Genomic DNA, 23,755 nt, shown 5'->3' with positions numbered 1-23,755 from the left:
CGGCGGGTTTGTCTACAGCTATAGGGTTACGGGATGTTTCTTTGAGAAAAGGCTCTAGATCAGCTGTCTCTGAGTGGTATCGAATGACATTCAGTGACTTTTGTCAGGTACTCGACGCCGCGTATCGCTGGGCAGGGAGCCCGATTTGAGGGGGTATTTTCCGCATAAGTAACGAGAATTCGAGACCCGCGACGAAATAAGCGCACAAACGTTCCTAAATCACTCACGCTCTGTAACAGAAAACCTCATATCCTCACTTCGCTTTTCACACTGCTCTGAGGGCGCTTGTTGAGAATCATCCTCAAAGCGGCGTGCTAGAGCCTTCGATCAAAAAATAAAAGATGGCACATAGCCTTTTTTGTTTGTTGCTTAATGTTACATTCTGTGAAATATTCGTGAAAATTCATACGACATCGTACTTCTTGGTCTGCACCCAGTGAGGTCAGGCGTCCGCGTGTTCGCATGTTTCCAGATCCTTGAAAAAACAGAGAACGCAGTTTCCTGGGGTTGAACTCATGTCGCGTCGCATTGATAAGGGAAAAAGCATGGGGTATGCCTTTGCAGGATTGTTCACACTGATGATCGCCGCGGCTGCTCCAGCCTTCGGCGAGGAGCTTGAAAGCAGCGCTTCGGCGGGCAAACGTCTGGCGGTTGCGGCTGACTGCGTGGCGTGCCATACCGCGCCGGGCGGCAAATCATTCGCGGGCGGCTATCCGCTCAGTTCGCCGATGGGCATCATCTACTCGACCAACATCACGCCTTCGAAAACCGCGGGTATCGGCAACTACACCGCCGACCAGTTCGCGCGTGCGGTGCGTGATGGCGTAACGGCCGATGGCACGCATCTGTATCCGGCCATGCCGTACACCTCGTATTCGAAAATGACCGACAGCGATATCGCGGCCCTCTACGACTACTTCATGAAAGAAGTGGAGCCGGTGGACACGCCGACCCGGAAAACCTCGCTGGATTTCCCGTTCAACATCCGCGCCTCGATGATCGGCTGGAACGCGTTGTTTCACAGTGACAAACGCTTCACGCCGGATCCGGCCAAATCCGCAGAGGTCAACCGCGGCGATTACCTGGTCAACGGGCTGGCGCACTGCGACACCTGTCACACCCCGCGCAACGTGCTGATGGCGGCCGACAACAGCAAGGCGCTGGCGGGCGGCGCACTGGGCAGTTGGTACGCGCCGAACATCACCTCCGACAAAGTCAGTGGCATTGGCGCCTGGTCGAGCGACGAGATCGTGGCTTACTTGCGCACCGGGCACGTCGAAGGCAAGGCTCAGGCAGCCGGTCCCATGGCCGAGGCGGTTGAGAACAGCCTGCAGCACCTCAGTGATACTGACCTCAAAGCCATCGCGGCGTACCTGTTGCAGACTCAGCCGGTCAAGACGGGCGAAGCGAAGGCGCGCCATGAATTCGGCCAGGCATCGACTGACGAACTGACCCTGCGCGGCGGTAAACCTGAGGACAATCCAGGCTGGCACATCTTCAGCGGCACCTGCGCCAACTGCCATCAGGCCGATGGTCAAGGCAACAAGGAATACCCGTCGCTGTTTCACAACACCGCGACCAGCCGCAGCGACAACCTGATCGCCGCCATCGTGTATGGCGTGCACCGCGAAGTCGACGGCGTGGCGATCGACATGCCTGCCTTCGGCCCAGACGCACTGTTCACGGATCGCCTCAACGATCAGCAAATCGCCGACGTCAGCAACTACGTGCTGTCGCGTTACGGCAATGCCGAGCGGACAGTAACGGCCGCCGACGTTGCGCTGGCCCGTGAAGGCGGCCCAAAGGCGCCGCTCGCCGTGCTCGCCAAGTTCACCATCCCGGCCATCATCCTCGTCTGCGTGCTGATCGGCCTGGTCGTGATGGCGTTGATCTCCCGCCGTCGCAAGGGAGCTTGAGTAATGGACAGTTCAATGACGCAAAAAAATGTATCGGTTCAAGACCTGGGCTCGGCGGGCGTCTCGCGCCGCAACCTGCTGCGAGGCTCGATCACGTTGGGCCTGGCGGCGCTGGTTGGCAGCGTGATGCCATGGCAGTCGGTAATGGCCGCTGAGGTTTCCAACGACGATTTCATCGGCCTGTCGCAGTTTCTGGTGAGTCGGCCGGTGAACGCTGTGCTGGCCGCGCGTTACTACGCGGCGCTGGACAAGCGTGCGCCCAATTTTTCGACCAACGTCATCGCTCTCAAGCAGCTGATCGGCGCCCAGGGCTACAAGCACGTCGATGAATATCTGGCCCAGGCCAATGCCGACGTTTCGCTGAAAGCCACGGCCACCAGCATCATTTCCGCCTGGTATCTGGGCATTGTCGGCGAGCCTGCCGATGCCGAACTGATCAGCTACTCGCTGGCCATGATGTACCAGCCTACCCACGGCATTCTCGCCATCCCCACTTACGGTGGCGGCCCTGCTTCGTGGGGCGCCAAACCAGCAGCTATTCAGGATTCGAAAGTATGAGCAGCGATCAATTCGATGCCGACGTGGTCATCATCGGCTCCGGCGTCATGGGCGGCCTGATCGCCACTGGCCTGGCCAAAGCGGGCAAGTCGGTCATCGTGCTCGAGGCCGGCCCTCGGGTGAACCGTCGTGATGTCGTGGAAACGTTCCGCAATGCCCCGGTCAAGTTGTCGCTGGCCAACGCCAAGCTGCAAGGCGCCGGTTCCCCTTACCCGAGCATGCCCCACGCGCCATCCACGTATGGCGACTACCTGCAGCAGGTCGGCCCGGTCAAATACAACACCTCGTACCTGCGTGTGGTCGGCGGCACCACCTGGCACTTCGGTTCTTCGTTGTGGCGCATGCTGCCGAACGATTTCCGCCTCAAATCGCTGTATGGCCGTGGCCGTGACTGGCCGGTCAGTTATGACGAGCTGGAGCCTTTCTACGCCCGCGCCGAAACCGAGCTGGGCGTGTCCGGCGTGGACGGTCAGGACGAGAGCGGGCAGGGCGGTCAAGCCTACCCGCCGCGCTCGATTCCGTACCCGATGGAAGGCCTCAAGCCGAGCTACATGTTCAAGCGCCTGTCGGAGCTTTTGAGCAAGGGCGGTTACAACCCGATTCTGGAGCCCAACGGCCGCGCCACGCGCCCTTACGGCAAGCGCCCGCCGTGTGCCGGCAACAACAACTGCAACCCGGTGTGTCCGATTGCCGCCAAGTACGACGGCTCGATGCACATCGACGAAGCCGAGCGTCATGGCGCCAAAGTGCTCGAGAACTCGGTGGTCTACAAAATCGAGGCCGGTGACGATGGCAAGATCACCTCGATCTGGTACATGCGCCCGGACAAGTCGCAGCACAAGCTGACCGCCCGTTACTTCGTGCTTGCCGCCTACGGTATCGAGTCGCCGAAACTGCTGCTGATGTCGACGTCGGAAAAATACCCGAACGGCATTGCCAACTCCTCTGATCAGGTCGGCCGCAATCTGATGGACCACACCGGCATCAGCATGAACGTCATGGCCAAGGAAGACATGTGGCCGGGCGAAGGTCCGACTCAGTTGCTGGTTTATTTGAACAGTCGCGACGGCGAGTTCCGCAAGGACTTCCCGAGCTACAAGATCAAGGTGCGCAACACGGTGCCGACTTCGCAGATCACCTCCAATCTGATCGCGAAGGGCGTTCTGGGCTCCAAGCTCGATGAGCAGATTCGTCTGCAATCGGCGCGTTCGCTGAACTGGGCGGTGGATTTCGAAACCTTGCCGCTGCCGGAAAACCGCGTCACGCCGAGCAAGACCAAGTTCGATGCGATCGGGCTGCCGGTCCCGGAAATCTACTACAGCGTTCCGGACTACTGGCATGCTGGCAAAGAGAAAGCGCTGGAGGACTTCAAACAGTTCGCCAAGCTGCTCGACGCCGATATCCTGAGCACGGACACTGGCTTCCAGAACCGTCAGCACATCATGGGCACGACCATCATGGGTGACGATCCGAAGGATTCGGTGGTCGACCGCGATTGCCGTACCCATGACCACCCGAACCTGTTCATCGCCGGCACCAGCGTCATGCCGTCGTCGTCGTGCGTCAACCCGACGCTGACGGGCGCTGCGTTGAGCATTCGCATCGCCGACGTGCTGGTGGGCGAAGTCTGATACGGCAACATCGCCGGGCACCTTGCGTGAGCTTCATGCAAGGTGCCCGGCCCTTTCGATGTGCCTCCTCCGCGAACGCCACGTTTGCGGTTCGCTTCGCGGCTATCAATTTGCCTCGCGGTCACCCTACCAATGATTTCAGCTCGCCGCGCAATGCCCCGCGCAGTGTTCTGAACGCCATCGCCAGCAACAGTGCCGTCACCCCGATCAGCAAGACAATCGCCACGCCGTGGGTGAACAGGTTCGGTGTGCTCGCGGCATACCGCAGCGCGCAGACCGACGCCGCCGCCAGCGGAAAACTCACGGCCCACCAGGACAGGCGGAACGGGCAACTCGTCGCCAGATGACGCAAGCGACCCGCCAATACCGTGAGCAGGAAAACCGTCAGCATGTAGAGCGCACTGGCGAACCGATCGACGGTGCCGACCACCGTCACGTAAGCCGAGAAACCCACGGCGAACGGTGCCAGCAGAATCATCAGCGATGCCTGCAATGCAGTGCCGAGAGGTTCTTCGAACATCAGCCGCGACATGACCAGCGTGAACAGCGGGATCGCGAAAAACAGGCCCAGCGCCAGGGAAAACATCAGCAGTTCGTCCAGTCCCTGCATGTTCAGGGCCGGCACGGCCAGTGGAATGTCGATCAGGCCCACCACCGGCACGATCCAGGCCGGTGTCGCGTGAGTGGGTTGCTGGCGTCTTCCCAGCCAGCGCGAGACGATGACCCAGGAGAACACGATCATCCCGAACGTGCCGACCATCCAGATCCATTGCGCCAGTTTCAGGCTGTAATCGGCGACCGGAATCGGGATCAGCAGCAGGCTGATGAACAGGGTGCCAAACAGATTGCCTGCCACCGGGTGCTCGAACTCGGCCTTCACTGCCTTGAAGCCTGTTGTCGCCTTTAGTGCATAACCTGCGCTCATCAGGACGAACGCCAGGATTGCCACAACGCCGATGATTCTGCCCACCCATGAAGGCACGCCGTAGAGGTCGTGGGCCAGTTTCCAGGCGGAAGACAAGCCGGTAAGGCCCATCACCGACCCGAACAGCGCCACTGGCAGGTAGGTCAGCTTGCCCTCGTTTGCAACGACGGTGGCAGTCGGCTGCGCACCGTACGCGCGAACGTCTTGATCGGTGAAGGCAGGATCCTTGCGGCCTGGCGCGTTGAGCGTGTCGACGGATCGGGTTGTCGCATCGGTCGTTGTGTCCAAGGGCGTTCACCTGAGTGGAAGTGGCAGAGGGCGAGCGGGTCGGGCGCTGCGCTGGATGTTCGATCGGTCACGCTGTGCAAACTACTCGCACGCCCTCGCAATTGAAGCCATACGATGGTGTAGGCGCGCCGTGGCTACGTGCTGAGGCGGCCGTTCAACGCGCAGGTTTTCAGGCTGACGGGCCTTGCGCTCATACTTTCGTGTGGGTCGGCTAACTCCATGGATGATGGATGAACGGCACGTGGCGCGCTTAATCTGCAGCTCGCTCAAATGCAGTGACCCTGCGGCGTCCGACAGTGACCGCCGCGTCGCTGATTGCCCCTCAAGGCTGGATTCCCTACGAGTGTTTGCGATGACCGACGACAACATCTTTTCGAATGGTCTTACCCGGCGTGCGGTGATGATCAGCACCCTCGGCGTCGCGGCCGCCGCCGCTTTGCCGCTGCCTCTCTTCGCACAGTCAAGCCAGTCCGCTGGCACCTCACCTTCTGAAAAAGGCCCGATGCGCATGGACACCATTACTACCAAAGACGGCACCCGGATTTTCTACAAGGACTGGGGCAGCGGTCAGCCGATCGTCTTTCACCACGGCTGGCCACTGAGCGCCGACGATTGGGACGCGCAAATGCTGTTCTTCGTCTCCAAGGGCTATCGCGTCATCGCTCACGACCGTCGCGGGCACGGGCGTTCCTCGCAGACCGCCACGGGCAACGAAATGGACACGTACGCCGCCGATGTCGCCGAACTCGCCGCGCACTTGAACCTGAAGAACGCCGTGCATATCGGTCACTCGACCGGCGGTGGCGAAGTGGCGCGCTATGTCGCCAAATACGGGAAAGACGGGCGTGTGGCCAAAGCGGTGCTGATCGGCGCGGTGCCCCCCATCATGCTGAAGACCGAAAAGAACCCGGGCGGTCTGCCGATGGACGTGTTCGACGGTTTCCGCGCGGCACTGGCGGGCAATCGTGCGCAGTTCTATCGCGATGTGCCGTCGGGCCCGTTCTACGGTTTCAACCGTCCGGGCGTCCAGACCCTCGACGGTGTCGTCGACAATTGGTGGCGTCAGGGCATGATCGGCGGCGCGAAAGCGCAGTACGACTGCATCAAGGCGTTCTCCGAAACCGACTTCACCGAAGACCTGAAGGCCATCAATGTTCCGGTGCTGGTGCTGCATGGCGAAGATGACCAGATCGTGCCGATTGCCGACTCGGCTCACCTGGCGATCAAACTGCTGAAAAAGGGCACGCTGAAAACCTATCCGGGCTACCCCCATGGCATGGCGACCACCCACGCCGACGTCATCAACAAGGATTTGCTGGCCTTCGTCCAGGGCTGATTCGTTTTACGCTGCGGGCGCACACGCGCCCAACGCACCTGCCTTATCGCAGCCTGGCTGCGTCCTCGTTCTACCTCTCCGATTTTCTGCTGTTCATTACGATCATCAAGTTGTCACTTTCGGTCATTGAGCGTGACCGGGGGGGCTGTTTACTGTTTGCGTCATGAACAGGGCTATAGTTCAAGTCCCTGAAGCAGTCGACGAGCGCAGTAGACGCTCGCGCCCCCGTGATGACGCTCGATGGAGTTTTGTATGGCCGCTGCTCACTACCCGCATTTGCTGGCTCCCCTGGACCTGGGTTTCACCACGCTGCGCAACCGCACCCTGATGGGTTCCATGCACACCGGGCTTGAAGAAAAACCCGGCGGATTCGAGCGCATGGCGGCCTACTTCGCCGAGCGCGCACGCGGTGGTGTCGGCCTGATGGTCACCGGGGGCATCGCGCCGAACGACGAGGGCGGTGTGTATTCCGGCGCGGCCAAGCTGACGACGTCCGAGGAGGCCGATCACCATCGCATCGTAACCAAGGCGGTGCACGAGGCGGGCGGCAAGATCTGCATGCAGATCCTTCACGCCGGGCGTTATGCCTACAGCCCTAGGCAGGTTGCGCCGAGTGCGATTCAGGCGCCGATCAACCCGTTCAAGCCCAAAGAGCTGGATGAAGAGGGGATCGAGAAGCAGATTCAGGACTTCGTTCACTGCGCGACGCTGGCGCAGACCGCCGAGTATGACGGCGTCGAGATCATGGGGTCGGAAGGCTATTTCATTAACCAGTTTCTCGTCGCCCACACCAACCATCGCACGGACCGCTGGGGCGGCAGTTACGAGAACCGCATGCGTCTGCCGGTGGAAATCGTGCGTCGGGTGCGCGAGGCCGTCGGCGCTAACTTCATCATCATCTATCGCTTGTCGATGCTTGACCTGATTGAAGGCGGCAGCAGTTGGGAGGAGGTCGTGCAGTTGGCCAAGGCGATCGAGCAGGCCGGTGCGACGCTGATCAACACCGGCATCGGCTGGCACGAAGCGCGGATTCCGACCATCGCCACCAAGGTGCCGCGCGCGGCGTTCGTCAAGGTCACGGCGAAAATGCGCGGTTCGGTGTCGATCCCGCTGATCACCACCAACCGCATCAATACGCCGGAGGTTGCCGAACAAGTGCTGGCCGAAGGCGATGCTGACATGGTGTCGATGGCGCGGCCTTTCCTGGCCGACCCTGACTTCGTCAACAAGGCGGCCGCCGGACGAGGCGATGAGATCAACACCTGCATCGGTTGCAACCAGGCCTGTCTGGACCACACGTTCGGCGGCAAGCTCACCAGTTGCCTGGTCAACCCTCGGGCGTGCCACGAGACCGAGCTCAATTATCTGCCCGTCACGCAGGTCAGAAAAATCGCCGTGATCGGTGCAGGCCCCGCCGGGCTCGCGGCCGCGACCGTGGCCGCCGAGCGCGGTCATGAGGTGACGCTGTTCGATTCGGCGAGTGAAATCGGCGGGCAGTTCAACATTGCCAAGCGCATTCCGGGCAAGGAAGAGTTTTACGAAACCCTGCGCTACTTCGGCCGCAAGCTGCAGACCACCGGGGTCGATGTGCGCCTGAACACGCGCGTGTCAGTGGACGATCTGGTCGGCAAGGGCTTCGATGAGGTGATTCTGGCGACGGGGATCGCGCCGCGTACACCGGCCATTCCCGGCATCGATAACGACAAAGTGCTCAGTTATCTCGACGTGATCCTGCAGCGCAAGCCGGTGGGCAAGGCGGTGGCGGTGATCGGCGCAGGCGGTATCGGCTTCGATGTGTCCGAATTTCTGGTGCATCAGGGCGTCGCCACCAGTCTGGATCGCGACGGGTTCTGGGAGGAGTGGGGCATCGATGGCGCGCTGTCGGCTCGCGGCGGCGTTGCAGGCGTCAAACCCCATCCTCATGCGCCGGCGCGTCAAGTATTTCTGCTGCAGCGCAAGACCTCCAAAGTCGGCGACGGCCTGGGCAAGACCACTGGCTGGATTCACCGCACGGGCCTGAAGAATAAGCAGGTGCAAATGCTCAACAGCGTCGAGTACCTGAAGATCGACGACGCCGGTCTGCACATTCGCATCGGCGCGGAGGGCGAGGAAAAGCTGCTCGCAGTGGACAACATCGTCATCTGCGCCGGCCAGGATCCGCTGCGCGAGCTGTACGACGGGTTGGCGGCGGCGGGGCAGAGCGTGCACCTCATCGGCGGCGCCGACGTGGCCGCAGAACTCGACGCCAAGCGTGCCATCAACCAGGGATCGCGACTGGCGGCGCAGCTGTAAGGGTTTGGAAGGCTGTGAAGATGCATTGACCGGAATACAGTCATCGCGAGCAAGCTCGCTCCTACAGGATCTGGGTCTGGCCGGAGAATTCGGGAATGCCCGGAGACTCCTGTGGGAGTGAGCTTGCTCACGAAAAGGCCGGTACGTCCGCTGCAGATGCAATGACCGGAATACAGTCATCGCGAGCAAGCGCGCTCCTACCGAATTTGTGTCTGGCCGGAGAATTCGGGAATGCCCGGAGATGCCTGTGGGAGTGAGGTTGCTCGCGAAGAGGCCGGTACGTCCGCTGCACATGCAATGACCGGGATACAGTCATCGCGAGCAAGCTCATTCCTACCGAATTTGGGTCTGGCCGGAGAATTCGGTAATGCCCGAGACCCCTGTGGGAGTGAGCTTGCTCACGAAGAGGCGGTACATCCGATGCACATGCAGTGACCGGAATATCGTCATCGCGAGCAAGCTCGCTCCTGCAGGTTCAGCGGTGGCATTTGGGTTGTGGTGCAACCGGGCAGGTTAGACTTTGTCGTCTTTGTCTGAAGTACCACGCCATGCTGCCTGATGCTCCGCTGCACCGCCTTGATCTTGACTGGCTCCGCAAGTCCGGCGTCGACGTCGCCATTCTGCGACTGGATCTGATCGACCCGCTCATCAGCGGCAACAAATGGTTCAAGCTCAAGCATCACCTGCGCGCTGCGAATGATGCCGGGGCCGAGGGTGTGATCAGCCTTGGCGGGGCGCATTCCAACCATCTTCATGCGCTGGCGGCGGCCGGCAAGCGTTTCGGTTTCGCCACCGTCGGCCTGTTGCGCGGTCACCCCGTCGAAACCCCCACGGTGCTGGATCTGCACGCCTTCGGCATGGAGCTGCACTGGCTCGGGTATGCCGGGTATCGCGCGCGTCACGAAGCGGATTTCTGGCTGCCCTGGCGCCAGCGATACCCGCAGCTTCACCCTATTCCTGAGGGCGGAGGCGGGATGGATGGCGCTTCGGGCTGTGCCGACATCGTGGTTCAGGCGCGTCGCCAGCTTGGCCATATCGGATGGGACGATTACGACGGTTGGTGGCTGGCCTGCGGAACCGGGACGACCCTGGCCGGCCTGGTGCTGGCGGAAGCGCAGGGACGCAAGGCCTACGGCGCGATGGCGGTGCCCGAGGGGCATGGCGTCGCGCAAAACATTCAGCAGATTCTCGGGTCCTCGACGGATCGGGCCTACGAGTTACTCGACGCAAGCCGAGGCGGCTTCGCCAGAACCGATCCGGAACTGCTGGTGTTCATCGCCGAAAGTGAGTTGCAAAGCGGCATTCCCTTCGAACCGTTGTACACCGGCAAAGCGTTGCTGGCGCTGCGGCAGGCGGTTGAAGCGGGGCGACTGGCCCAAGGTTCGAAACTGATCTTCGTGCACACCGGCGGCCTCCAGGGCAAACGAGGGTTCACAGACGAGAGCCGACGCTGATTCCAGAACCACGCTCGCTGAACCCACACGTTCAGCCGCCAAACGGTGGAACATCCGCCGCACCTGCGCAGGCTCCACGACCACATCGCCCACGAATTCACTTCATCACCTTTTTCGCCCGACGATGAAGCCTCCACGTCCATCCCTCCTTCGCTGGCACGAATCCTGCGGAACAGACACCTCCACAGGTCGGTCCTGAGTACGTCGGCGACTCTTCTGGAGTAAGGCGACTCAGGCGCTGTATCGATAATCGGATTTTCTCCTACGCGCGCCGAGGTATGCATGACAACTCCAGCCATCGAGCAGGTCGACCCTGCCACTTTGAGAAAAGTCATCGTTGCGGCCGCCATCGGCAATTTCGTCGAATGGTTCGACTTCGCGGTCTACGGCTTTCTCGCCACCACCATTGCTCAACAGTTTTTCCCCAGCGGCGATGCCAGCGCCGCGTTGCTGAAAACCTTCGCGGTGTTCGCCGTGGCCTTCGCCTTCCGGCCGCTGGGCGGTGTGTTCTTCGGCATGCTGGGCGACAAGATCGGCCGCAAACGCACGCTGGCGTTCACCATCCTGCTGATGGCCGGGGCCACCACAATCATCGGCTTGTTGCCCACGTATGCCGCAATCGGCGTGATGGCGCCGATTCTGCTGACGATCATCCGCTGCGCCCAAGGCTTCTCTGCGGGCGGCGAATATGCGGGGGCCTGCGCCTACCTCATGGAACACGCCCCGCGCACCCAGCGCGCGTGGTACGGCAGCTTCGTCCCGGTTTCGACTTTTTCCGCATTCGCTGCCGCGGCCATCATTGCCTACGCACTCGAAGCTTCGCTGTCTGCCGAGGCCATGAGCAGTTGGGGCTGGCGCCTGCCGTTTCTGATCGCCGCGCCACTGGGGCTGGTTGGCCTGTATCTGCGCTGGAAACTGGATGAGACGCCGGCCTTTCAGGCGGTGACGCAAGAACATGCCGTTGCCCACTCGCCGCTTAAGGAAACCCTGCGCAACCACGGCGCGGCGATCTGTTGTCTGGGCGCATTCGTGTCGCTGACCGCGCTGTCGTTCTACATGTTCACGACTTACTTCGCGACCTACCTGCAAGTCGCCGGAGGCCTCAGCCGTGCGACGGCCTTGCTGGTTTCCCTGATCGCGTTGCTGTTCGCGGCAGCGATCTGCCCGCTGGCGGGGGCGTTTTCCGACAGGGTGGGGCGACGCAAGACACTGATCAGCACCTGCGTCCTGCTGATCGTGGTCGTTTATCCGTCCTTCCTGATGGCGAGTTCCGGCTCCTTCATCGCCTCGATCATCGGCGTCATGCTGCTGGCGGTGGGCGCCGTATTGTGTGGCGTGGTGACGGCTGCGTTGCTGTCGGAGACTTTTCCTACGCGTACCCGCTACACCGCCTCGGCGATTACCTACAACATGGCGTACACCATCTTCGGTGGCACAGCGCCCTTGATGGCGACGTGGTTGATCGGCGTGACCGGCAGCAATCTGTCTCCCGCGTTCTACCTGATCGTCGTGTCGCTGCTTGCGCTGGCAGGCGGCTTGGCATTGCCGGAAACCTCGAAGGTTTCGCTGCATGACGTTGAGGGCTCGTTGCTGCCCAAAGCGGCATTGCAGCCCGCCGCGTGATTGGACGGAGCTGACCGGCGCGCGTTTGCCCGCGCGCCGGTCAGCCTCGTGGTATTCGATGGCGCAGAGGGCGTGCATTACGGCACGTCTGCGCCTTTGAAAATGTGTGGCGGTCGGCATCGGCGCAACAAAAAATGGCACCGGCGCCCCAAAAAATGGCACATTGGCGACCCCTTGTGCCGCTGACATCTTTTGTAATGACCATGCGCGCGGCACATCAATCGTTCGATGGATGAACCCTGATGGCCGTCACCAGCCCTTCGACCGCGACCACTGCAACGCCCCAGTCCAGCCCTCTGGTGCTGCGCATCATCGGCGCCGTGGCGCTGGCGCATCTGCTCAATGACTTGATCCAGTCGATTCTGCCGTCGGTCTACCCGATGCTCAAAGCCAGCTATGGCCTGAGTTTCACCCAAGTCGGGCTGATCACCCTGACCTTCCAGATCACGGCGTCCCTGTTACAGCCGTGGGTCGGTTATTACACCGATCGCCACCCCAATCCGCTGGTGCTGCCCGTCGGATCTCTGTGCATTCTGGCGGGCGTGCTGATGCTGGCGACGGTAGGAAGCTTCCCGCTGATTCTGCTGGCGGCGGGATTGATCGGCATCGGCTCTTCGACCTTTCATCCCGAAGCATCACGTATCGCCCGACTGGCGTCCGGCGGACGCTTTGGCCTGGCGCAGTCGACTTTTCAGGTGGGTGGTAACAGCGGTTCTGCCATCGGGCCGTTGCTGGCGGCGGCGATCATCATCCCGTTCGGGCAAGGGCACATCGCCTGGTTCGGCCTGGTGGCGTTGTTTTCGGTGGGCCTGCTGTACGCGATCAGCCGCTGGTACAAGGCGCATCTGGCTTTGTTCAGGCTCAAGGCCGGTCACGCCGCGGCCCATGGACTGTCGAAAGGGCGAGTGACGTCGGCGCTGGTGGTGCTGGCGCTTCTGGTGTTCTCCAAATACTTCTACATGGCCAGTTTCACCAGTTACTTCACGTTTTTCCTGATCGAAAAATTTCAGCTGAGCGTCGCCAGTTCGCAACTGCACCTGTTCCTGTTCCTGGCAGCCGTGGCGGCGGGCACGTTTTTCGGCGGACCTATCGGTGACAAGATCGGTCGTAAAGCGGTGATCTGGTTCTCGATCCTTGGCGTTGCGCCGTTCACCCTCGCGCTGCCGTACGCTGACCTGTTCTGGACCAGCGTCCTGAGCGTGATCATCGGCTTCATTCTGGCGTCGGCGTTTTCCGCCATTGTCGTGTATGCGCAGGAACTGGTGCCGGGGAACGTCGGCATGATTGCTGGCATCTTCTTCGGCCTGATGTTCGGCTTCGGCGGGATCGGCGCCGCGTTGCTCGGCCATCTCGCCGACCTGCACGGCATCGTTTACGTCTACACCCTGTGTTCGTTCCTGCCGCTGCTCGGCATCCTTGCAATCCTGCTGCCGAGTACCCGACATTGATCCTGATCGCCGGCCTGATTTTTCTCGTCACCATCACGCTGGTGATCTGGCAGCCTAAAGGGCTGGGTGTGGGCTGGAGCGCGACGTTCGGCGCAGTGCTGGCGCTGCTGGCCGGGGTGGTGCATCCGGCCGACATCGTGCAGGTGTGGCACATCATCTGGAACGCCACCGGCACGTTCATCGCGTTGATCATCATCAGCCTGTTGCTGGACGAAGCCGGCTTCTTCAACTGGGCGGCGTTGCACGTGGCGCGCTGGGGGCAGGGCAAGGGTCGTCGGCTGTTCTCGTTCATCGTGCTGCTCGGCGCCCTGGTTTCCGCGCTGTTCGCCAACGACGGCGCCGCGCTGATCCTCACGCCGATTGTCATGTCGATGCTGCTGGCACTGCGTTTTTCGCCGGGCACCACGCTGGCGTTCGTCATGGCCGCAGGGTTCATCGCCGACACCGCGAGCCTGCCGCTGGTGGTGTCGAACCTGGTCAACATCGTGTCCGCCGACTACTTCGGCATCGGTTTCAATCGCTACGCCTCGGTGATGGTGCCGGTCAATCTGGTCAGCGTGGCGGCGACGCTCGCGGCCTTGCTGTTGTTCTTTCGTCGCGACATTCCGGCCACGTTCGACGCCTCGCAACTGGCCGAGCCGTCCTCGGCGATTCACGACCGGGCCACGTTCATGACCGGCTGGTGGGTATTGGGCATTCTGCTGGTGGGGTGCTTCGCCCTCGAGCCGCTGGGCATTCCGATCAGCGCCATCTCGGCGGTCTGCGCGGCTATCCTGCTGGGCGTGGCTGCCAGAGGTCATCAGATCTCGACGCGCAAGGTCATGAGAGGCGCGCCGTGGCAGATCGTGATTTTTTCGCTGGGCATGTACCTGGTCGTCTACGGCCTGCGCAATCAGGGCCTGACCACGTACCTTGCGACCTGGCTGGACCGCTTCGCCGAACACGGTCTGTGGGGCGCGGCGATGGGGACCGGCGTGCTCACGGCGTTGCTGTCGTCGGTGATGAACAACCTGCCGACGGTGTTGATCGGGCTGTTGTCCATCGATGCAAGCCACGCCCACGGCCCGCTGCAGGAAGCGATGATTTATGCCAACGTCATCGGCAGCGATCTGGGGCCGAAAATCACGCCTATCGGCAGCCTGGCGACGTTGTTGTGGCTGCACGTGCTGGCGCGCAAGGGCGTCAGCATCGGCTGGGGTTATTATTTCCGCGTCGGCATCGTGCTGACCCTGCCGGTGCTGTTGATTACCCTGGCGGCGCTGGTGCTGCGATTGAGTGTGTGACGTCGACAGCGTCGCACTGGGCAGGCCAGATGTCCGACACCAGAAACAGCCGCTCGGCTTCCAGCCAATGGCCGTTGGCGTGCTCGGTCAGGCGCACCAGTAACTGCGCCGGCGCCAGCGGATCGAGCCGTTCCAGCCACGCGTCGAACTGGCTGAGGCTCCACGCTTCTTCGTACCGCGCCGGCGCCAGCCAGGCGGGACGCGGCAGCAGTTGCCAGCGCCCTTGCGCACGGCTGGCGGCAAAGCTGGCCCAGTCCTTTCGATGCACCCATTGTCCACGGGCGTGGTCTTCGGCGGCCTCATCGGGCGAGGCCGTGGTGACGGGCCAGGGATAAAACAGGTAGCCACCCAGCCACAGTTCGGCTTTCAGCCCCTCGGCGCTCGACGGCTCGATGCCTGACGCGGTCAGCGCCTGGCGGCTTTCAGCGCGTGCGGAAATCGGCAACTGGTGGCTGTTCAGGTGCGCCAGCTTCAAGTCCAGCCGATCGTGAGAACCCGGCCCCAGCCAGTTTTCCGTGCGGTGGCCGTCAGCGTCTTCCTGGCCGAGGTAGAACTTGACCGCCAGTTCGACGTGATGAACACCTTCGCGATCACGCAGCAGCATGTCGAGCTCGCCCAGCGTATGGCCGGCGACGCGGATGGGCAGGTTGGCAGCGATCATCTCGACGCCTGGCGCATGCTCAATCGCGAATTGCCACAGGCGTTCGTAATACAGGCCCAGCCGACGAATCGAGCTTTTCGCCAGCCAGTCCTGCAAGGCGCTGCTGTCGTCATCCAGTCGTTGCAGAAACGCCTCGAGCGCTTGCGGTTCCTCCACCCAGCCGCTGGCGCTCAGCGGGTGGCGCTGCGGCCATTCGGTGACGGCAAGCATGGGCGGTGACAGGATCACCCACGCCAGGTCACGCACCGCAGGCGTGCGCAATTGACGGGGCAGGGCGGTGAGGGTCGGGAATGGGGTCATCGGCTGAGGATAGCAGGACGCGTCCAGGTGGATTGTCAGGGGTGAATGCGAAACGTATTCAATACCTCATGCATTACCTCATGCATTCATCAGGTCGATCACGTTTGTTGGTTTGCCGCTGCCGACCCCTTCGCCCATAATCGCCTACTTTATAGACGTGCATCGAACCTGCGGGAGCCCCATGGAGCAATTTCGTAACATCGGCATCATTGGTCGCCTGGGCAGTTCCCAAGTGCTCGAGACCGTTCGCCGACTCAAGAAATTCCTGATATCGCGGCATCTGCACGTCATCCTCGAAGACACCATCGCTGAAGTGCTGCCCGGGCACGGGCTGCAGACGTCCTCGCGCAAGATGCTCGGCGAGGTCTGCGACATGGTCATCGTCGTCGGCGGTGATGGCAGCCTGCTCGGCGCCGCGCGTGCGCTGGCCAAGCACAATGTGCCGGTGCTGGGGATCAACCGCGGCAGCCTGGGATTTCTCACCGACATTCGCCCCGATGAGCTGGAAGTGAAAGTCGCCGAGGTGCTGGACGGCCACTATCTGGTGGAAAACCGCTTCCTGCTGCAGGCCGAAGTGCGCCGTCATGGCGAGGCCATCGGTCAGGGCGACGCCCTCAATGACGTGGTGCTGCACCCGGGCAAGTCCACGCGCATGATCGAATTCGAGATCTACATCGACGGGCAGTTCGTCTGCAGCCAGAAGGCCGACGGGCTCATCGTCGCCACGCCCACCGGTTCGACCGCCTACGCGCTGTCGGCGGGCGGGCCGATCATGCACCCCAAGCTGGACGCCATCGTCATCGTGCCGATGTACCCGCACACGCTGTCGGGAAGGCCGATTGTCGTCGATGGAAACAGTGAGCTGAAAATCGTTGTCTCAAAGGACATGACGATTTACCCACAGGTTTCCTGCGATGGACAGAATCACTTCACCTGCGCGCCGGGTGACACCGTGACCGTGAAAAAGAAGCCCCAGAAGCTGCGACTCATTCACCCGCTCGATCACAATTATTACGAAGTCTGCCGGACCAAACTCGGTTGGGGCAGTCGGCTTGGCGGCGGGAGCGACTGATGCTCGATCCCGCGCGTAGCTACGATCTGATCGGTGACGTGCATGGATGTGCCCAGACCCTTGAGCACTTGCTCGACACCCTTGGTTACCGCTTTCAGGCTGGCGTCTGGCGCCACCCTGAACGCATCGCCCTGTTTCTGGGCGACATCATCGACCGCGGCCCTCGCATCCGCGAAGCGCTGCACATCGTTCACGACATGGTTGAGGCCGGCCAGGCGTTCTGCATCATGGGCAACCATGAATTCAACGCGCTGGGCTGGAGCACGCCGGCGCCGCCGGAAAGCGGCAAGCAGTTCGTGCGTGAACACACTCCGCGTCATGCGCGTCTGCTGGGTGAAACGCTGGCTCAGTTCGAGCAGCATCCCGGTGACTGGAAAGATTTCCTGAAATGGTTCTACGAACTGCCGCTGTTCATCGACGCCGAGCGCTTTCGGCTGGTGCACGCGTGTTGGGACGCCAGTCTGATCGAGCCGCTGCGCAGTCGTCACGGCGACGGCCGGGTCGATCAGGCGTTCGTGCAGGCCTCGGCCATTCCGGGCAGTTTCGCCAGCGGGGTGTTCGACCGCCTGCTGCGCGGGACTGACATGCGTTTGCCCCATGGCATGACCTTGACCGGCGGCGATGGCCTGACCCGCGCCTCGTTCCGCACCAAGTTCTGGGAAGATGATCCGCAGACCTATGGTGACGTCGTGTTCCAGCCGGATGCGCTGCCGGAGCCTGTCGCGAAACGGCCGCTGTCGGACAGCGAAAAAAGCGCGTTGCTGCGTTATGGCGTCGACGAGCCGTTGCTGTTCGTCGGTCATTACTGGCGCAGCGGCGTTCCCGCGCCGATCCGTCCCAACCTGGCGTGCCTGGATTACAGCGCGGTGCTGTACGGCAAGCTGGTGGCGTACCGGCTGGACCAGGAAACCCGAATAGACCCGAACAAGTTCGTCTGGGTCGACGTCACGCGGCCGGAGACTGCCCGATGAATCCGGTTGCCGTATTACGTCTGCCGCTCAACACCGATTTGAGCGGTTTTGTCGAACTGCTTCGCCGCCTCAATGTGCCTCATCGGGTCAGTGAGGAAGCGGGAGAGCAGGTGCTGTGGGTGCCCGATGCGCCGCAACTGGCCGACGACGTTCGCCAGCTGTATCAGCAATACCCGCAGGGCGACCCGACTGCACAGTTGCCGCCCGGTCGGGAAGTGGTGGGATTGACCCGGCCGAGTCCGCTGGTTCAGGTCCGCAGCAGCCCGGTGACCAGCGTGATCCTGCTGCTGTGCCTGATCGTGGCGGGCGTGACGCTGCTGGGCGACAATTTCGAAGCGCTCAGCTGGCTGACCTTCAACGACTTCCGGGTCAGTGGCGACTACGTCATGTTCACACCGGTTCAGGTGTCGCTGGCAGCGGGACAATGGTGGCGCGTCGTGTCGCCGATGCTGATTCACTTCGGTCTATTGCACCTGGTCATGAACGCGCTGTGGTTCTGGGAGCTGGGACGGCGCATCGAAATGCGTCAGGGCAGCTGGCAGTTGCTCGGTCTGACGCTGGCATTCGCCGCTTTTTCCAACTACGGCCAGTATTTCTGGAGCGGTCCGAGCCTGTTTGGCGGGTTGTCGGGCGTGCTTTACGCCCTGCTCGGTCACTGCTGGCTCTTTCAATGGCTAGCGCCAAACCCCATTTATCGTCTGCCGCGCGGTGTGCTGGTGATGATGCTGGGCTGGCTGGTGCTGTGCATGTCCGGCCTGATCAGCCTGCTCGGTTTCGGCGAAATCGCCAACGGTGCCCATGTCGGCGGACTGATCATCGGTTGTGCAACAGGTCTTGTGGGCGGTGCATTGGCCCGCCGTACACATTAAAATCGCCCGCTTAATTCTGGGAGAAACCCATGTCCTCGTTTGTAGAAATGATTGAAAACATCACCCCGGACATCTACGAGAGCCTGAAACTGGCCGTGGAAATCGGCAAGTGGTCCGATGGCCGCAAGCTGACGCAGGAACAACGTGAACTGTCGCTGCAGGCGCTCATCGCCTGGGAAGTGCGCAATGTGCCGGAAGACCAGCGCATTGGTTACATGGGCCCGCAGGAATGCGCGTCCAAATCCGCACCGGTGCCCAACATCCTGTTCAAATCGGACGCTATCCATTGATTGAGATTGGCCGCGGATCCGTTAACAAAATGTCGGCGCGTCTGGACGCCTCGAACGTTGAATACGCTTTTCGTCTGGGTGAGTCGGAAATTCCGGTCAACCCGCTGATCGGCAAAACTGTGCGGCTGGAGTATCTGGGCGCCATTCACTGCAGCCATTGCGGGCGTCGGACCAAGACCAGCTTCAGCCAGGGTTATTGCTACCCGTGCATGCAGAAGCTGGCGCAATGCGATGTCTGCATCATGAGCCCCGAGAAATGCCATCACGAACACGGCACATGCCGCGATCCTTCGTGGGGCCAGCAATTCTGCATGACTGACCATGTGGTCTATCTGGCCAATTCGTCGGGCGTCAAAGTCGGCATCACCCGCGCCACGCAGTTGCCGACGCGCTGGCTGGATCAGGGTGCCAGTCAGGCCCTGCCGATCGTGCGTGTGGCCACCCGTCAGCAGTCCGGGTTCGTCGAGGACCTGTTTCGCAGCCAGGTGGCGGATCGCACCAACTGGCGGGCGCTGCTTAAAGGCGATGCGCCATCGGTTGACCTCAGTGCCATCCGTCAGCAATTGTTCGAGTCCTGCGCCGAAGGTCTGACTGCGCTGCAAACGCGTTTCGGCCTGCAGGCGATTCAGTTGCTGCACGATGTCGAGCCCATCCAGATCCGTTACCCGGTCGAGGCTTATCCGACCAAGATCGTCAGCTTCAATCTGGACAAAGACCCCATCGCCGAAGGCACGCTGCTGGGCGTCAAGGGTCAATACCTGATCTTCGACACGGGCGTGATCAACATCCGCAAGTACACGGCGTATCAACTTGCCGTGCACCAGTAGCCGTGTAACAGAAAAAGCATAAGGACAGAATCATGCGCACCGAACAGCCGAAAATGATTTACCTGAAGGATTATCAGGCGCCTGAGTACCTCATCGACGAGACGCACCTGACATTCGAATTGTTCGACGACCATTCGCTGGTGCATGCGCAGTTGGTCATGCGTCGCAATCCCGAGCGAGGCGCCGGCTTGCCCCCGCTGGTTCTGGACGGCCAGTTGCTGGAGCTGCTGTCGGTCAAGCTGGCCGACGTGGACCTGGCGCCCGGCGATTACCAGCTGACGCCCGACAGCCTGACGATTCAGCCTGAATCCGCGACCTTCACCCTGGACACCAGCGTGAAGATCCACCCGGAAACCAACACCGCGCTGGAGGGCCTGTACAAGTCCAGCGGCATGTTCTGCACGCAGTGCGAGGCCGAAGGTTTCCGCAAGATCACCTATTACCTCGATCGCCCGGACGTGATGAGCACCTTCACCACGACGGTCATTGCCAACAAGCAGGCGTTTCCGATCCTGCTGTCCAACGGCAACCTGATCGACCTGGGCCCTGAAGGCGACGACCGCCACTGGGCGACCTGGGAAGACCCGTTCAAGAAACCCGCCTACCTGTTTGCGCTGGTCGCAGGAGATTTGTGGTGCGTCGAAGACACCTTCGTCACCATGAGCCAGCGCAAGGTCACGCTGCGCATCTTCGTCGAGCCCGAAAACATCGACAAATGCCAGCACGCGATGGACAGCCTGAAGAAGTCCATGCGCTGGGACGAAGAGGTGTATGGCCGCGAATACGATCTGGACATCTTCATGATCGTCGCGGTCAACGACTTCAACATGGGCGCGATGGAAAACAAGGGCCTGAACATCTTCAACTCCAGTGCCGTGCTGGCCCGCGCCGAAACCGCGACTGACGCTGCGCACCAGCGCGTCGAGGCCATTGTCGCCCACGAATACTTCCATAACTGGTCGGGCAACCGCGTGACCTGCCGCGACTGGTTCCAGCTGTCGCTCAAGGAAGGTTTCACGGTGTTCCGCGATTCGGGCTTCTCGGCCGACATGAACTCGGCGACGGTCAAGCGCATCCAGGACGTTGCCTACCTGCGCACCCACCAGTTCGCCGAAGACGCCGGCCCGATGGCCCACGCCGTTCGCCCGGACAGCTTCATCGAGATCTCGAACTTCTATACCCTGACCGTGTACGAAAAAGGCTCGGAAGTCGTCGGCATGATTCATACCTTGCTGGGCGCCGAGGGCTTCCGCAAAGGCAGCGATCTGTATTTCGAGCGCCATGACGGTCAAGCCGTGACGTGCGACGACTTCGTCAAAGCGATGGAAGACGCCAACGGCGTCGACCTGACCCAGTTCAAGCGCTGGTACTCCCAGGCCGGCACGCCACGTCTGGCGGTGACCGAGTCCTACGACGCATCGGTCAAGACCTACAGCCTGACGTTCCGCCAGTCCGCGCCCACCACGCCAGGCCAGCCGGGCGACGCCAAAAAGCCTTTCGTCATCCCGGTTTCATTGGGCTTGCTGGACAAGCAAGGCAACGAAATTCCGCTGCGCCTGCAGGGCGAGACAGCTGCATCGGGGCATTCGCGCGTGATCTCGGTCACCGAGGCCGAGCAGACCTTCACCTTTGTCGACGTCGCCGAACAGCCGCTGCCTTCGCTGCTGCGCGGTTTCTCGGCACCGGTCAAGCTGAGCTTTCCGTACAACCGCGATCAGCTGATGTTCCTGATGCAGCACGACAGCGACGGTTTCAATCGCTGGGATGCCGGTCAACAACTGTCGGTGCAAGTGTTGCAAGAACTGATCGCCCAGCATCAGAAAGGCGAGCCACTGGTTCTGGATCAACGACTGGTGACCGCGCTGGGCACGGTGCTGGCGGATGAAAGCCTGGATCAGGCCATGGTCGCGGAAATGCTGTCCCTGCCGGGCGAGGCGTATCTGATCGAGATCAGCGAAGTGGCGGACGTCGATGCTATCCACGCTGCCCGAGAGTTTGCCCGCAAGCAACTGGCGAACGGCCTCAGTGACGCGCTGTGGAAGCGCTACCAGACTAACCGCGAGCTGTCGAAAACGACCGCATACGTGGCCGAGTCCGAGCACTTTGCCCGCCGCGCGCTGCAGAACATCGCACTGTCTTACCTGATGCTCACTGAAAGGCAGGACGTGCTGGCCGCCGCGATCGACCAGTTCGATACCGCCGACAACATGACCGAACGCCTTACTGCCCTTGCGGTGCTGGTCAACTCGCCATTCGAGGACGAGAAAGCCAAGGCGCTCGCGGTGTTCGCCGAGAACTTCAAAGACAACGCGCTGGTCATGGATCAGTGGTTCAGCGTGCAGGCTGGCAGCACGCTGCCGGGCGGTCTGGATCGTGTGAAAGCTCTCATGCAGCACTCGGCCTTCACCCTGAAGAACCCGAACAAGGTGCGTGCCCTGATCGGTGCATTCGCCGGGCAAAACCTGATCAACTTCCACGCCGCCGATGGCTCGGGTTATCGCTTCCTGGCCGATCTGGTCATCGAACTGAACGGCTTCAATCCGCAGATCGCCTCCCGTCAACTGGCGCCACTGACCCGCTGGCGCAAATACGACAGCGCGCGTCAGGCACTGATGAAAGCCGAACTGGAGCGCATCCGCGCATCCGGTGAACTCTCGCCTGACGTGTATGAAGTGGTGAGCAAAAGCCTGGCTGATTGATCGATCACCTGGGGGTAAGAAGGGCCTTGCGTGAGAGCGGAAGGCCCTTTTTTTGCGCGTTTTCATTTCCGCTTTTCTTATAAAACGCTTCCTGGTTTCTCCCGGCACCATCACCACGGACTGCGTGGCAATCAATTGTTGTAGGCAATTTCCATCACCCAATGTCTGGCTTTCATACGACACGGTAGGAGCGGGCCGGCAGAAACATCCTTCAGTGACGTTCATTCTTTAAACGCTTTGTTGCGGCAGGTTGCTGGCGCAACGCACATCCTCTTATGAAAGGTGCGGAAGTGTTGATGAAGGGACGGAAAACGCTGTTGATGCTGGGTCTGGTCGCGTTTGCTCATGAGGCGATGGCGACCGCTCAGGTTACGGGTGAGCAACGGTTTGAGCTGGGCAGTATCGAGATGAATCTGGGCGTCGGGCTGTTGAACGGTCAGGCCCGCGAGAAGGTTTTTGACCCGGACAACGGCAAGAAGATGAGCCAGTTGAACTGGGACATGAAGCAGGTTCCCACGTTGCATCTGGGCCTGACGTACTATCCGGCGCAGTGGCTTTCCCTCGATCTGCGTGGCTGGACGGCCGTCACCAAGGGCAACAGCCATATGAAGGACTACGACTGGTTGAAAGATGACCACAAGAGCTGGAGTGATTACTCCGACCATCCTGATACCCGTGTCGAAAAGGCTTGGCAGGCGGAGATTGCGGGCACCGCCTGGCTCTTCAGAAATGAACACGCTGCCATCGGCGCCACGATCGGTTACCAGCGCAGCCAATATGGCTGGGATTCACGCGGCGGGCGTTACACGTATTCCTCCCAAGCCGGATATCGTGACATGTCCGGAAAGTTTCCGGACGCCGAAAAAGGGATCGGCTATGAGCAGACGTACGACACCCCTTATGTCGGGCTGGTAGGGCTGTTGCATTTTCGAGACTGGAGCCTGGAAGGTCGTTTCAAACACAGTCAGTGGGTCAGAGCTCGGGATGTCGACCAACATTATCTGCGCGACACTACCTTCACCCGCCACGATGGAAACTCGGGGCGTATGCAAAGCTTTGCCTTGGCATTGTCCTATCGCTTCAACCCTCAGTTGTCGATGAAGGCCGGCGTGGATCACCAGGTTTACGCCGAATCCAGAGGCAGCATGGCGGTAGAGGACAGGGCGGAAGGTCAAACCGATCACTATTCGGGCAAAGTCGCCGGACAGTCTGCGCGCACCACCCTGTCGACGCTGGCGGTCAGTTACGCTTTCTGACGATCGACTCTGACTACGCTAATCCTCGCAAGCCTGACCCTGACATCAGTCAGATC

The 23,755-nt window shown here is 61.2% G+C and carries 18 protein-coding genes; 16 read left to right on the top strand and 2 right to left on the bottom strand.

Annotated features, from left to right (window positions below; all coding sequences use genetic code 11):
• Positions 1-515 precede the first annotated feature (515 nt).
• Genes AAGQ88_RS18940 through AAGQ88_RS18930 form a run of 3 tightly spaced genes read left to right on the top strand, consistent with a single transcriptional unit; the run spans position 516 to position 4,105 of the window.
• A complete protein-coding gene (locus AAGQ88_RS18940; RefSeq protein WP_342653247.1) occupies positions 516-1,916 on the top strand; it encodes a cytochrome c in 1,401 nt (466 codons plus the stop codon).
• Positions 1,917-1,931: 15 nt separating this feature from the next.
• Positions 1,932-2,474 carry a sugar dehydrogenase complex small subunit gene (locus AAGQ88_RS18935; protein ID WP_342653246.1) on the top strand — a complete coding sequence of 181 codons (543 nt, stop codon included), beginning with the start codon at positions 1,932-1,934 and terminating at the stop codon, positions 2,472-2,474.
• Positions 2,471-4,105, top strand: coding sequence for a GMC family oxidoreductase (locus tag AAGQ88_RS18930; protein ID WP_342653245.1), 1,635 nt, complete (start codon positions 2,471-2,473; stop codon positions 4,103-4,105). The genes AAGQ88_RS18935 and AAGQ88_RS18930 overlap by 4 nt, the downstream gene beginning before the upstream one ends.
• Before the next feature lie 121 nt (positions 4,106-4,226).
• Here the strand turns inward: AAGQ88_RS18930 and AAGQ88_RS18925 are convergent, their stop codons facing one another.
• Positions 4,227-5,318, bottom strand: coding sequence for an SLAC1 anion channel family protein (locus AAGQ88_RS18925; protein WP_342653244.1), 1,092 nt, complete (start codon positions 5,316-5,318; stop codon positions 4,227-4,229).
• Positions 5,319-5,826: 508 nt separating this feature from the next.
• Between AAGQ88_RS18925 and AAGQ88_RS18920 the strand changes: the two genes are divergently transcribed.
• The 6 genes from AAGQ88_RS18920 to AAGQ88_RS18895 all read left to right on the top strand — a co-directional run bounded on the left by AAGQ88_RS18920 (position 5,827) and on the right by AAGQ88_RS18895 (position 14,754).
• On the top strand, positions 5,827-6,654 hold the full coding sequence (locus AAGQ88_RS18920; protein WP_342655842.1) for an alpha/beta hydrolase: 828 nt from the start codon (positions 5,827-5,829) through the stop codon (positions 6,652-6,654).
• A gap of 252 nt (positions 6,655-6,906) precedes the next feature.
• Positions 6,907-8,946, top strand: coding sequence for an NADPH-dependent 2,4-dienoyl-CoA reductase (locus AAGQ88_RS18915; protein WP_342653243.1), 2,040 nt, complete (start codon positions 6,907-6,909; stop codon positions 8,944-8,946).
• A 548-nt stretch (positions 8,947-9,494) separates the two neighbouring features.
• The gene (locus AAGQ88_RS18910) at positions 9,495-10,400 is read left to right on the top strand and encodes a pyridoxal-phosphate dependent enzyme (protein WP_342653242.1); all 906 of its coding nucleotides are present in this window, start codon (positions 9,495-9,497) and stop codon (positions 10,398-10,400) included.
• A 282-nt stretch (positions 10,401-10,682) separates the two neighbouring features.
• Positions 10,683-12,023, top strand: a complete 1,341-nt coding sequence (locus AAGQ88_RS18905) for an MFS transporter (RefSeq protein ID WP_342653241.1) — start codon at positions 10,683-10,685, stop codon at positions 12,021-12,023.
• A gap of 242 nt (positions 12,024-12,265) precedes the next feature.
• On the top strand, positions 12,266-13,471 hold the full coding sequence (locus tag AAGQ88_RS18900; RefSeq protein ID WP_342653240.1) for an MFS transporter: 1,206 nt from the start codon (positions 12,266-12,268) through the stop codon (positions 13,469-13,471).
• Positions 13,471-14,754, top strand: a complete 1,284-nt coding sequence (locus AAGQ88_RS18895) for an arsenic transporter (protein ID WP_342655841.1) — start codon at positions 13,471-13,473, stop codon at positions 14,752-14,754. Before AAGQ88_RS18900 ends, AAGQ88_RS18895 begins: the two co-directional genes overlap by 1 nt.
• On the opposite strand, the gene AAGQ88_RS18890 is transcribed toward AAGQ88_RS18895, so the two are convergent.
• Positions 14,717-15,715 (bottom strand): DUF1853 family protein, encoded by a 999-nt coding sequence (locus tag AAGQ88_RS18890; RefSeq protein ID WP_342653239.1) that lies wholly within the window; start codon positions 15,713-15,715, stop codon positions 14,717-14,719. The two genes, AAGQ88_RS18895 and AAGQ88_RS18890, sit on opposite strands and share 38 nt — an antisense overlap.
• 181 nt (positions 15,716-15,896) lie before the next feature.
• On the opposite strand from AAGQ88_RS18890, the gene AAGQ88_RS18885 reads away from it, so the two are divergent.
• From AAGQ88_RS18885 to AAGQ88_RS18855, 7 genes are all read left to right on the top strand, one after another.
• Positions 15,897-16,787 carry an NAD(+) kinase gene (locus AAGQ88_RS18885; protein WP_093459812.1) on the top strand — a complete coding sequence of 297 codons (891 nt, stop codon included), beginning with the start codon at positions 15,897-15,899 and terminating at the stop codon, positions 16,785-16,787.
• Positions 16,787-17,758, top strand: a complete 972-nt coding sequence (locus tag AAGQ88_RS18880) for a metallophosphoesterase (RefSeq protein WP_285426326.1) — start codon at positions 16,787-16,789, stop codon at positions 17,756-17,758. The genes AAGQ88_RS18885 and AAGQ88_RS18880 overlap by 1 nt, the downstream gene beginning before the upstream one ends.
• Positions 17,755-18,627 (top strand): rhomboid family intramembrane serine protease, encoded by an 873-nt coding sequence (locus AAGQ88_RS18875; protein WP_342653238.1) that lies wholly within the window; start codon positions 17,755-17,757, stop codon positions 18,625-18,627. The genes AAGQ88_RS18880 and AAGQ88_RS18875 overlap by 4 nt, the downstream gene beginning before the upstream one ends.
• A gap of 29 nt (positions 18,628-18,656) precedes the next feature.
• Complete coding sequence (locus AAGQ88_RS18870; protein ID WP_093459806.1) at positions 18,657-18,917, top strand: DUF1315 family protein; 261 nt, start codon at positions 18,657-18,659, stop codon at positions 18,915-18,917.
• Positions 18,914-19,744, top strand: a complete 831-nt coding sequence (locus AAGQ88_RS18865; protein WP_285426339.1) for a DUF2797 domain-containing protein — start codon at positions 18,914-18,916, stop codon at positions 19,742-19,744. The genes AAGQ88_RS18870 and AAGQ88_RS18865 overlap by 4 nt, the downstream gene beginning before the upstream one ends.
• A 32-nt stretch (positions 19,745-19,776) precedes the next feature.
• Positions 19,777-22,443, top strand: coding sequence for an aminopeptidase N (gene pepN, locus AAGQ88_RS18860; RefSeq protein WP_342653237.1), 2,667 nt, complete (start codon positions 19,777-19,779; stop codon positions 22,441-22,443).
• Between the two features lie 296 nt (positions 22,444-22,739).
• Complete coding sequence (locus AAGQ88_RS18855) at positions 22,740-23,699, top strand: omptin family outer membrane protease (protein WP_342653236.1); 960 nt, start codon at positions 22,740-22,742, stop codon at positions 23,697-23,699.
• Positions 23,700-23,755 lie beyond the last annotated feature (56 nt).

This window comes from Pseudomonas sp. F3-2, assembly GCF_038804275.1.
Lineage (GTDB): Bacteria > Pseudomonadota > Gammaproteobacteria > Pseudomonadales > Pseudomonadaceae > Aquipseudomonas.
Note: the sequence above shows the minus strand (reverse complement) of the source record. Positions and strands in the feature narration are given on the sequence as shown.